General features: G+C 69.3%; 11 protein-coding genes, 1 rRNA gene and 1 riboswitch. Of the genes, 1 reads left to right on the top strand and 11 read right to left on the bottom strand.

The window, feature by feature from the left end:
- Positions 1–80: 80 nt before the first annotated feature.
- A riboswitch (glycine riboswitch) is annotated at positions 81–176 on the bottom strand.
- Between the two features lie 114 nt (positions 177–290).
- Complete coding sequence (locus ACH4F6_RS26805) at positions 291–662, top strand: PRC-barrel domain-containing protein (protein ID WP_397962894.1); 372 nt, start codon at positions 291–293, stop codon at positions 660–662.
- Between the two features lie 359 nt (positions 663–1,021).
- On the opposite strand, the gene ACH4F6_RS26800 is transcribed toward ACH4F6_RS26805, so the two are convergent.
- The 11 genes from ACH4F6_RS26800 to rrf all read right to left on the bottom strand — a co-directional run.
- Positions 1,022–2,422, bottom strand: a complete 1,401-nt coding sequence (locus tag ACH4F6_RS26800) for a DNA polymerase IV (RefSeq protein ID WP_397962893.1) — start codon at positions 2,420–2,422, stop codon at positions 1,022–1,024.
- A gap of 67 nt (positions 2,423–2,489) precedes the next feature.
- Complete coding sequence (locus tag ACH4F6_RS26795; RefSeq protein WP_397962892.1) at positions 2,490–3,173, bottom strand: MerR family transcriptional regulator; 684 nt, start codon at positions 3,171–3,173, stop codon at positions 2,490–2,492.
- 244 nt (positions 3,174–3,417) lie between these two features.
- Positions 3,418–3,891, bottom strand: a complete 474-nt coding sequence (locus ACH4F6_RS26790; protein WP_004934251.1) for a bifunctional nuclease family protein — start codon at positions 3,889–3,891, stop codon at positions 3,418–3,420.
- Between the two features lie 84 nt (positions 3,892–3,975).
- On the bottom strand, positions 3,976–4,713 hold the full coding sequence (locus tag ACH4F6_RS26785; RefSeq protein WP_397962891.1) for a MerR family transcriptional regulator: 738 nt from the start codon (positions 4,711–4,713) through the stop codon (positions 3,976–3,978).
- 42 nt (positions 4,714–4,755) lie between these two features.
- Positions 4,756–5,640: an FHA domain-containing protein gene (locus tag ACH4F6_RS26780; RefSeq protein WP_397963117.1), complete on the bottom strand. Its 885-nt coding sequence runs from the start codon at positions 5,638–5,640 to the stop codon at positions 4,756–4,758.
- Positions 5,641–5,722: 82 nt separating this feature from the next.
- The gene (locus ACH4F6_RS26775) at positions 5,723–6,586 is read right to left on the bottom strand and encodes a DUF881 domain-containing protein (RefSeq protein ID WP_397962890.1); all 864 of its coding nucleotides are present in this window, start codon (positions 6,584–6,586) and stop codon (positions 5,723–5,725) included.
- Positions 6,587–6,591: 5 nt separating this feature from the next.
- The gene (locus ACH4F6_RS26770; RefSeq protein ID WP_003988855.1) at positions 6,592–6,924 is read right to left on the bottom strand and encodes a small basic family protein; all 333 of its coding nucleotides are present in this window, start codon (positions 6,922–6,924) and stop codon (positions 6,592–6,594) included.
- Complete coding sequence (locus tag ACH4F6_RS26765) at positions 6,921–7,826, bottom strand: DUF881 domain-containing protein (RefSeq protein ID WP_397962889.1); 906 nt, start codon at positions 7,824–7,826, stop codon at positions 6,921–6,923. The genes ACH4F6_RS26770 and ACH4F6_RS26765 overlap by 4 nt, the downstream gene beginning before the upstream one ends.
- 97 nt (positions 7,827–7,923) lie before the next feature.
- Positions 7,924–10,419 (bottom strand): sugar phosphate nucleotidyltransferase, encoded by a 2,496-nt coding sequence (locus tag ACH4F6_RS26760; protein ID WP_397962888.1) that lies wholly within the window; start codon positions 10,417–10,419, stop codon positions 7,924–7,926.
- 103 nt (positions 10,420–10,522) lie between these two features.
- Complete coding sequence (locus ACH4F6_RS26755; RefSeq protein ID WP_397962887.1) at positions 10,523–11,131, bottom strand: CDP-alcohol phosphatidyltransferase family protein; 609 nt, start codon at positions 11,129–11,131, stop codon at positions 10,523–10,525.
- A 109-nt stretch (positions 11,132–11,240) separates the two neighbouring features.
- Positions 11,241–11,335: ribosomal RNA gene (gene rrf / locus ACH4F6_RS26750) — 5S ribosomal RNA — on the bottom strand; the annotation flags it as partial.

Here is an 11,335-nt window from a genome sequence, read left to right as displayed (position 1 = left end):
ACCGGCCGCCCGAGGGCGCCCGGCTTTCACCGTCGGTGAGAGCGGAAGCCGTCGACACCCGCTCTGCTTTCCAGAGTGACCTCGTCCGTGCGGTACGTGAGCCTGAGAGATTCCGGGGAGGATTTGCTCCTTCGGCGCCTCCGGTGGTGTCCGGAGGACTCTCCCGCACGGGGTCAGCAGCCGTTGCCAGACTACCAGCGAGCTCAATACCGCCTCCTTTCGAGTGGCCGCCTTTCCCGATGTGCTCTTTTGTAGTGCCTACGGAGGAGTTGCGACCAAGTGGAGGGCCCGTGCAGACCGACATCGATCCGCGCAACCTGATCGGCCGCAAGGCGTTCGACCGCAACGGCACCAAGATCGGCACGATCGACGAGGTCTACCTCGACGACGCGACCGGCGTGCCGGAGTGGGCGGCCATACGCACCGGCCTGTTCTCCCGGGACGCGTTCGTCCCCCTCGAGCCCAGCGAGCTGGTCGACGGCGCCCTGCGCGTCCCCTTCGACCGCGCCCTGATCAAGGATGCCCCGGACTTCGGTGTCGGCCGCCACCTCTCCCCGGACCAGGAACTCCAGCTCTACCACCACTACGGCCTGGACGTGGCCGCTCCTCCCGCGCTGCCGGACCACGACTTCGGCAGGCTGGCCGGCACGGAGGAGAGCTGAGCCGCGCGGTCGGGCACAGGCCCGTATCGGCGCCGCCGTCCGCCCGGCAGGAGTCGCGCAACGGGCGGGCCGCCCCGTGTGCGACCACTCTGCGCGTGCCCGCTCCGAAGGCATCGGCCCGCGCCCGCTTCGGCGAGCCGGCGACGCGACGTCCGGGCCGCGGGCGACGCCCGACCGCGATTGCGGTGAGCAGCTCCCGGTCCCGCACACCGGCACGCCCCTCCTGCGCCACCCGACCCCGCTGCGGCGGCTGACCGTCGCTCTTGTTCATCGCCCCTCCTCTTCCGGCGCCGGCACCACCGCCAAGGCCCGACCGGCACCGCCACGAACCAACCCGTCACTGTAGGTAACGAACGGCGTCACACAGAGTTCCCGCTGCCGGTCATCGACGCACGGGAAGCCGGATCCCCCTCCACGCCCTCCCCCGCCGCCTGCCGGACCAGCGGCAACGGCTCCGCCGGCTCCAGATCGGGGTCGTCGACCCGGAAGGTCCGAACGCGCCCCACCTCCGAGTCGGGTGTCTCGAACCGCACGGTGACCCTCCCCAGTCCGCTGCCCTGCACCCATCCGTGCCCCAGCACGGCATGGCGCACATCGTGCCCCGGACGCCACGGATGCCCCACGGGTACCGCCTCCTCGCGAACGGGCTCTTCGTGGACCTCCTCCGCGCTCCCCTCCCCGCGCTCCCCGGCCGCCTGCGCGAACAGATCCTCCTGCGTGAAGTCGGCCAGACCGCTGACCCCGACGCCGAGCAGCCGCACCCCGCCCGTCGTGTCCACCGAGTCCAGCAACCGCGCCGCGGCCTCCCGGACCACGGCCGGATCGTCCGTGGGCCCCCGCAGCGTCTCGGACCGCGTGAGCGTGGAGAAGTCGTACCGCCGCACCTTGAGCACGATGGTCCGCCCGGACAGACCGGCGCCCCGCAGCCTGCGCACACACCGGTCCGCCAGCCGCCGCACCTCCGACTCCACCCGCATCCGGTCGTGGATGTCCACGTCGTACGTGTCCTCGACGGACACCGACTTGGCCTCCCGCTCCGCCACCACCGGCCGCTGGTCCCGCGCCAGCGCCATGGCGTACAGACCATGCCCGTGGGCCTTGCCCAGCAACCGCACGAGCTCGTCCTCACCCGCCTCGACGATCTCGTCGACCGTGGTGATCCCCGCCCGTCTCAGATGGTCACCGGTGGCCGGCCCGACACCCGGCAGCGTCCGCACCGACATGGGTCCCAGCAGCGCCCGCTCGGTACCCGGCTCGATGAGCACCAGGCCGTCGGGCTTGGCCTGCTCCGAGGCGATCTTCGCGAGCATCTTGGACGCGGCCAGCCCCACGGACCCCGTCAGCCCCGTCACGGCCCGGATGTCGCTCCGCAGCCGAGCCCCGGCCAGCTCCGCCGATTCGCTGTCCCAGGCCGCTCCTCCCGCCTCCAGGTCCACGAACGCCTCGTCCAGACTCAACGGCTCGACCAACGGGGACAGGTCCCGCAGCAGGCCCATCACCTGGTCGCTGATCGAGCGGTAGAAGGCGAAGCGCGGAGTGAGGTAGGCGGCGTTCGGAGCCAGCCGGCGCGCCTGGGTCATGGGCATCGCCGAGTGCACCCCGAAGACCCGTGCCTCGTACGAGGCGGTCGCCACCACCCCGCGCGGCCCGAGGCCGCCCACGACGACCGCTTTCCCGCGCAGACTCGGCTTCGACGCCTGCTCCGCCTGCGCGAAGAAGGCATCCATGTCGAGATGCAGGATCGTGGGCGCGTTTCTCACAGTTCCGATGCTGCACCACGCCACTGACAACGGTGCCGGACAGCCCGTCCGGCACCCGGCACGGTGCTCAGACCGCCCGGTTGCGCCGCCGTGCCAGCTCGTCCGCCGGGTTGTGTCCGACGAGCGTCTCCCCGGTGTCGACCCGTTCCCCGTGCAACTGGGACAGCGCGCTCTCGACGTCCCGCCACACCACGCCCACGGCGATGCCGAAGATGCCCTGACCGCCCTGGAGCAGCGCGTGGACCTCGTCCGGCGAGGTGCACTCGTAGACCGTGGCGCCGTCGCTCATCAACGTCATGCGCTCCAGATCGCGAAACCCGCGCTCGCGCAGATGCTGGACGGCGGTGCGGATGTTCTGCAGGGACACACCGGTGTCGAGGAACCGCTTGACGATCTTCAGGACGACGACGTCCCGAAAGCTGTAGAGACGCTGCGTCCCGGACCCGTACGCGGGCCGCACACTCGGCTCGACGAGCCCGGTGCGCGCCCAGTAGTCCAGTTGCCGATAGGTGATGCCGGCGGCCGCACAGGCCGTCGGACCGCGGTAGCCGATCTCTTCGGACGCCATGGACGCCGCCCCTCCGCTGCTCGGCACGGCCGCGGGTCGCTGCGGAGCGTGATCGGCCGCGCCGTTGTGGGAGGAGTACCCCCTGCCCGAACGCAGCCGAGAGCTTGGGGGAGGGTACGGACCGCTCCCCCCGACACCGAGTCCGGGGGCACCCCCAGCCGTACCGTCGCCGCTGCTTCTCACGCCGACCTCCGTCCTTGACCTGCCTTCTCGACGGTAGGCAGTCACCAGGGGTGCGTCAACGATCGCCACACTCGCCACGCCGAGTGATAATCACCCTAAGAGTGGTTTCCCGCACCCCGCCGCGGGGAAAGGCTAGCCGAATGCGCTGAGCGGGAGCCGTAGGACGCTCTCACGGGCCCCTGGCAGTCGCCGGGCCCGGGGCGACTCCTTCCGCACGGGCCCCGTCTTCCTGCCCGCCCGGTGGTCACTGGTTGCTGGTGCCGAAGTCCTCGGGCGAGATCTGGTCGAGGAACTCGCGGAACTTCTCCACCTCGTCCTCCTGCTCGTCCGGGATCGCGATGCCCGCGTCGTCGAGCACCGTGTCACTGCCGTAGATCGGCGTTCCGGTGCGCAGCGCCAGCGCTATGGCGTCGGACGGACGGGCACTGACCTCGACACCGCTGGCGAAGACCAGCTCGGCGTAGAAGACGCCCTCACGCAGGTCCGTGATGCGCACTTCCGTGAGCTCCTGGCCGACGGCCTCCAGCACGTCCTTGAACAGGTCGTGGGTCAGCGGCCGCGCGGGGGCCATGCCCTGCTGGGCGAAGGCGATGGCCGTCGCCTCCCCCGGACCGATCCAGATGGGGAGGTAACGATCGCCCCCCACTTCACGCAGCAGGACGATCGGTTGGTTGGAGGGCATCTCGACCCGGACACCTACGACATCGAGCTCGTTCACACAGCAACCCTAGGCCGTGCTCGGGACGTTTGGGTAGTCGGGCCGGGAACGGGTGACCGATCCAGCCGCCCTCGACCGCCCGCGTCAGGGCAGCCGCACCCCGAGCGCGGTCTGCACGAGCGCCGCGTGCAGCCGGACCGTCAGCCCGGCGAGCTCCTTGGTACGGGCCTCCGCGTGGGCCCTGGTCTGCGGATTGCGGTGCCGCTTGAGCGGGGCGACCACCTGGTCCACGAGCCCGGCCTCACGGTCGGCGGCGGCCTTCATCACACGAAGGTGCCGGGGCTCGATGCCGAAGCGCCCCAGCTCGGCGACGAGCGAGGCCACGGTGGCCGCCTCGGCGTCGTAGGCCCCGTTCTCCAGCGGCGCGAGGAGACCGTACGACTCCCACTCCTCGAGCTCCCGCTCCCCGATCCCCGCGGCCGCCAGCAGCTCGGCCCGCCCGATGCGAGCGACCGTGGGCGCCTCGGAAGGCTCCGGGACGGCTTCCCCGTCCCGTTGCCGCCCCAGCGTCGGCAGCGGCACGGCCTCGCCGCGCTCCATGGCGTCCAGGTGCTCGCGGATCACCTTGAGCGGCAGATAGTGGTCCCGCTGCATCCTCAGGATGTGCCCGAGGCGCTCCACGTCGTCGACGCTGAACTTGCGGTACCCCGAGGGGGTCCGCTGCGGCTCGACCAGGCCCTCCGACTCCAAGAAGCGGATCTTGGAGATGGTGACTTCGGGAAACTCGTCACGCAGCATGTTCAGCACGGTGCCGATGCTCATCGCACCACCGTCCGCGACGGCGGTGCCGTGCCCGGCACCGCCCCTCGGTGTTCGCAGCATGGACCTTCCCTGGAGGTACCCCCGGACGGAGCCGGGGGAAGGTCAGTAGCCTCGCTGGCTCGCGTAGAAGACCAGCCGGTACTTGCCGATCTGCACCTCGTCACCGTTGGACAGAGCGACCTCGTCGATCCGCTCCCGGTTGACATAGGTACCGTTCAGACTGCCGACGTCGGCGACCGTGAACGAGCCGTCCGGGTGACGACGGAACTCCACGTGCCGACGCGACACCGTCACGTCGTCGAGGAAGATGTCGCTCTGCGGGTGACGCCCGGCCGTGGTCAGGTCGCCGTCCAGCAGGAAGCGGCTGCCCGAGTTGGGGCCGCGGCGCACGACCAGCAGCGCGGAGCCGAGCGGAAGCGCGTCCACCGCGGCCTGCGCCTCGGGAGACAGCGCCGGCAACTGGGTCTGACCGGTGGCCTCGGAGTCATAGGCCTCGAGACCGGAGATGGAGATCGTGGAGGTCGTCTCCGACGCACGCTCGGGCGTCAGGCCGGGCCTCAACGGCGCACCGCAGTTGGAGCAGAAGCGGCTGTTCTCCGCGTTGCGGTTACCGCACCTCGTACACACCAGGGCCGACATAGGGGAAAACCCTCCACCCGCACTCGAGGTCGACGGTTGGCCGAAACCTATTCCGCCGGCCTGGGCAGGGTCAACCGACGCCCCGCCCTGACCTCCCGAAATGTCACCGCCCGGACCAGCCACCTGGTCCCGGAACAGCGGCCGCTGACCCTCCGCGTCGGGCTGGGCGCGATGACGGGCGGTCGCGTTGTCGCTGCCCTCTCGCGCGCTCTTGCCGAACAACTTCGCAAACAACTTCACGGGCGATTCCCCTTGACCGAAACAGACCCGCCCGTGGGGCAGGACGAACCCTGACTGAATACACCGGCCGACCCGGACACCTTCACAACGTCCGTATCCACCAGACAGTTTCCACCACGCACCACCCGATCGGTGCGCCGACCCCCCGCAACCTCATGCCCCTGCCGGACGGCCGCCATGCACCACCGGTTCACCGGGAGGACGACCGAGCGTAGTCAGGCTGCTCCGCCGCTCGCAAGGCGTCCACGACGATCTTGGTGGATCGTTCGACGGTCACGGTGGCCTGCTCCTTCTCGAGAGTCTGCACCACGCCTCCAGGGATGTTGAGCGCCGGTTCGAGGTCCTGCGGCTTGCCGATGACCTTGAAACGATAGGGCGTGTTGATCTTGTTCCCGTCGACGTTCACGCTCTTGCCGGAATCCGTCAGATACGTGTCGGCCACGACCCGCACCCCGTTCACCTGGATCGCCTCCGCCCCTGCCGCGCGCAGCTCCTGGATCGCGTCGAGCAGCATGTCCGCCTCGACCGTCCCCTCGGTGTCCTCGATGGTCATCGTGATACCGGGTCCCTGAGCGGCCACCGTGCCCGCCAGTACACCCAGTTGCTTCTCCTTCTCGACCGTCTGCTTACGGGCCTCCTCGGCCTGGTCGGAGCTGTTCTCCAGCTCCTGCCGCTGCTTTTCGAGGCCCTGCTTCTCGTCCTCAAGACGCTGACTCCGGTCATCGAGTTCATCGAGGATGCGTACGAGATCTTCCTGACGTGCGCCGCGCAGGGCGTTGTCGCTGTCGCTGTTGGAGGCGACCTGGACGGCCAGGCCGAAGCCGAGGCCGAACAGCAGGACCGCGACGATGAGTTGGGCCCGGGTCACGCGCGGCGGCCACAGCCCCTTGGCCAGCCGCTGCCGGCCGGTCAGCTCCGGCTCGGAGATCTCCTCGGGCGCCGCCCCCTGCGCGGGCACCACAGGGACCTCCGCGGGCAGCTCCCTGCGCAGCCTGGTCGTCGGCGTCTCGTCCTGGAACGGCTCGCCCCGGCGCGTCTCGTCCTGGTCGCTCATCGGCCTCACGCCCGGAACACGTGCCGGCGGATCGCCGCGGCGTTGGAGAAGATCCGGATGCCGAGGACGACCACGACGCCCGTGGACAGCTGCGCGCCCACGCCCAACTTGTCACCCAGGAACACGATCAGGGCCGCCACGACCACGTTCGACAGGAACGACACCACGAAGACCTTGTCGTCGAAGATCCCGTCGAGCATGGCGCGCAGCCCGCCGAACACGGCGTCCAGCGCCGCCACGACGGCGATCGGCAGATACGGCTCGACGACCGCCGGAACCTCAGGCCGGACCAACAGGCCGGCCACGACTCCCACGACGAGGCCCAGTACGGCGATCACGATGTGCCCTTCTCAGTTCTCGGCTGTGCTGTACGTACGATCACACTCGGTGCGGCGGGCAGCCGGACGTCGTCCTCCACGGAGATCGCGGTCCGGATGCCGAAGTTCTCCTGGAGGGCATGCAGGTACAGCCCGTCGGCGCTGTCCTGGAACCGGCTGCTGAGGTTCTTCCCGTCCCCCACCGCCAGCACCGTGTACGGCGGCACCAGCGGCTTGTTGTCGACCAGTATGGCGTCGCCCGCGGCCCTGATCGCCGACAGTGCCGTCAGCCGCTGCCCGTTGATGGAGACGGCCTCTGCGCCCGACGCCCACAGCCCGTTGACCACTCGCTGCATGTCACGGTCGCGCACCCGCCCCGTGTCGGAGAACCCGGTGGTCTCGCGGGGATCCCCGTCGCCGCCCGCGGAGGCTTCCTTCGCGTCGTCGACGACCAGTTTGACGCCGGGGCCGTGCACCTCGACAGCGCCCGCCAGGACGCCCACCAGTTCCGCCTGCTCCCCGCCACCGCTGTCGCGCAGGGCTTCGCGCTGCCGCGCGCTCACGTCGTCGCGCAGCTCGTCGACCGTCTCCTCGAGCTCGTCCGCCGCCTCGGTCTCCTGGTCGATGCGGTCGATCAGCTCCTCGCGCTCCTTGGCGACGACCGGGGCCGCGACCCGTGCCTGCGCCGCGCCCACGGTCACCACGAGGGCCGCCAGCACCAGCCCGGCGGCCAGGCCGAGCTTGGCCCGCAGCGTCCTGGGCATGCCGCCGGCGCCCGCGCCCTGCTTCCGGGCGGCGGCCTCGGCGTACCCGTCGTCGAGGCTGTGGTCCATGACGTTGGTGAGCAGCGACATGGACGCGTCCGGACGCGACGCGCGCGCGGGTGTGCTCCGAACGGGGGGCTGCTGCGGCATGCCGCACATCGTCGCACGTCGCGCCCAGTACCTCCGAACGGCCCCACCGGCGTGCCGGACAGGCGCCTTTGGGGGCACTTGTCCGGCACGCGCGCATGTGCGTGTTTCAGCGCCCCGCGCTGTCCACGACCGTCGTCCACTCGTCCAGCAGAGCCTGCGCGGAGGCGTCGTCGGGACCCTCCGCCCACAGGTGGGTGACGGCCTCGGCCGGGTCGGGCAGCACCATCACCCAGCGCCCGTCCGTCTCCACCACGCGGACGCCGTCGGTGGTGTCCACGAAGCGGTCTCCGGCCGCCTCGACGACCCGCCGCATCACGAGGCCCTTCACGGCCCACGGGGTCGCCAGATCCCGCTTCAGGACGTGCGCCCGCGGGATCCGGGCGTCGATCTGGCTCAGCGTGAGCTGCGTCCGGGCCACGAGCCCGATCAACCGGACGAAGGCCGCCGTGCCGTCGAAGACGCTGCTGAACTCCGGGACGATGAAGCCGCCCTTGCCGTCCCCGCCGAAGATCGTCGACTCGTCGCGCCCCACCCGGGTCAGGTCGTCGGGCGAGGTCGTCGTCCACTCGACCTGCGTCCCGTGATAAGCCGCCACCTGTTCGGCGATCCGCGTCGTCGTCACCGGCAGGGCCACCCGCCCGCTGCGCCGCTCGGCGGCCACCAGGTCGAGCAGGACCAGCAAGGCCCGGTCGTCCTCGATGATCCGGCCCTTCTCGTCCACCAGGGACAGCCGCTCACCCACGGGGTCGAACCGCACGCCGAACGCGGCCCGTGAGGACGCCACGATCTCTCCGAGGCGTACGAGCCCGCGCCGCCGCATGTCGGCCGTCTCCGTGGGCCGTGACTCGTCCAGACCCGGGTTGATGGTCAGCGAGTCCACCCCGAGCTTTCCGAGCAGACTGGGCAGGACGAGACCGGCGCTGCCGTTCGAGGCGTCCACCACGACCTTCAGACCCGATTCGGAGATCCCGGTCGTGTCCACGTTCCGCAGCAGCGATCCCGTGTACGAGTCGAAGACGCTGGCCGGGAAGTGCAGGTCGCCGATCTCTCCGGGGAACGCGCGCCGGTATTCCTGGCGCGCGAAGACCCGGTCCAGCTTCCGCTGACCGCCCTGCGACAGGTCTGCGCCCTGCCCGTCGAAGAACATGATGTCGACGGAGTCCGGCACCCCGGGCGAGGTACGGATCATGATGCCGCCGGCACTTCCCCGGGCGGTCTGCTGCCGCGCCACCGGCAGCGGCACGTTCTCCAGGTCCCGTACGTCGATGGCGCTGGCCTGCAGGGCCGAGATGACCGCCCGCTTCAGCGCCCGCGCGCCACGGGAGTGGTCACGGGCCGTGGTGACGGTGGATCCCTTCTTCAGCGTCGTGGCGTACGCGCCGGCCAGGCGCACGGCCAGTTCCGGCGTGATCTCGACGTTGAGGATCCCGGTGACACCCCGCGCACCGAAGAGGTGCGCCTGTCCACGCGATTCCCAGATCACCGAGGTGTTGACGAAGGCGCCGGCCTCGATGGTCTTGAACGGGTAGACCCGCACGTTGCCCTGGACGATCGATTCTTCACCGATCAGGCACTCATCACCGATGACCGCCCCGTCCTCGATCCGGGCCGCCCGCATGATGTCGGTGTTCTTCCCTACGACGCATCCGCGCAGGTTGCTGTGCTGTCCGACGTAGACGTTGTCGTGCACGACGGCCTTGTGCAGGAAGGCCCCGCTCTTCACGACGACGTTCGAGCCGACGACGGTGTGCTCACGGATCTCCGCGCCGGCCTCGACCTTGGCGTAGTCGCCGATGTAGAGCGGCCCGCGCAGAACGGCGTCGGGATGCACTTCGGCACCTTCGGCCACCCATACTCCGGGGGAGATCTCGAACCCGTCGAGCTCGACGTCGACCTTGCCTTCGAGGACGTCTGCCTGGGCCTTCACGTAGCTCTCGTGCGTGCCGACGTCCTCCCAGTAGCCCTCGGCGACGTAGCCGTAGATCGGCTTGCCTTCCTTCATCAGCTGAGGGAAGACGTCACCGGACCAGTCGACGGGCACGTCGGCCTCGACGTAATTGAAGACCTCGGGCTCCATCACGTAGATGCCGGTGTTCACGGTGTCCGAGAAGACCTGGCCCCAGGTCGGCTTCTCCAGGAAACGCTCGACCTTGCCTTCTTCGTCGACGATCGTGATGCCGAATTCCAGTGGATTGGGCACCCGCGTCAGGCAGACGGTGACGAGTGCTCCCTTTTCCTTGTGGAAGTTGATCAGATCGGTGAGGTCGAAGTCGGTCAGGGCATCGCCGGAGATGACGAGGAAGGCGTCGTCCTTCAACGCCTCCTCGGCGTTCTTGACGCTTCCGGCGGTACCGAGTGGCTTCTCCTCGTTGGCATAGCTGAGCTCCATTCCGAGCTCTTCGCCGTCACCGAAGTAGTTCTTGACCAGTGAGGCCAGGAACTGGACGGTGACGACGGTCTCGTTGAGCCCATGCCTTTTGAGCAGCCGCAGCACGTGCTCCATGATCGGCCGGTTGGCCACCGGCAGGAGCGGCTTGGGCATGCTCGAGGTCATAGGGCGAAGGCGCGTGCCTTCGCCTCCGGCCATCACGACGGCCTTCATGTCGGAAGCGTCCTCCTTGAAGAGACGGTCTAGCCGACTTCACCCGTCCAGATTGTCCCGCACTTTTCTGCGGCGGGCCATCGAGCCACTGCTGATGGTGAGCTCAGTCGGCCGTGGCGTCCGCACGGACCAGACGGCGGACTTGTACCACGTAGAGGACTCCTGCCCACCAATAGAGCGTTGTACCCCATCCTGCGAACGCCCATCCGAAAATGGCAGCGAGTGACGCCAGCCACCCGGTTCCGTCACTGAGCAGCAGAAGCGGGAAGGCGTACATCAGGTTGAAGGTGGCCGCCTTGCCCAGGAAGTTCACCTGCGGCGGCGGATAGCCGTGCCGCCTGAGGATGCCCACCATCACCAGCAGAACCAGCTCTCGCGCGAGCAGTGCGGCCGTCAGCCAGAGGGGCAGGATCTCCCGCCAGGTAAGGCCGACCAGGGTCGAGAGAATGTAGAGGCGGTCCGCGGCCGGGTCGAGGAGCCGGCCGAGGCTGCTGATCTGGTTCCAGCGCCGCGCGAGCTTGCCGTCCAGGTAGTCGCTGACCCCGCTCAGAGCCAGCACCAGGAGGGCCCAGCCGTCGCTCTGCGGGCCCCCGAACTCAGGCCTGAGAATCAGCCACAGGAACAGCGGTACGCCGACGAGACGCGCCATGCTGAGAATGTTCGGGATGGTGAGGACCCGGTCCGTCTGAACACGGGTCTCCTGGACCTCCACCCGGGGGCCTCCAGTAGAGAACGAGCCAACGATGCTCCCCGACCCTACCTCAACGCAAAAAAGCTCTGGCCCCCGGGCTGTATGCCCAGGAGCCAGAGCTCTAAAAGGAGTTCGGCGGCGTCCTACTCTCCCACAGGGTCCCCCCTGCAGTACCATCGGCGCTGTAAGGCTTAGCTTCCGGGTTCGGAATGTGACCGGGCGTTT

It is taken from the genome of Streptomyces sp. NPDC017936 (assembly GCF_044328485.1).
In the GTDB taxonomy this organism is placed as follows: domain Bacteria; phylum Actinomycetota; class Actinomycetes; order Streptomycetales; family Streptomycetaceae; genus Streptomyces.
Note: the sequence above shows the minus strand (reverse complement) of the source record. Positions and strands in the feature narration are given on the sequence as shown.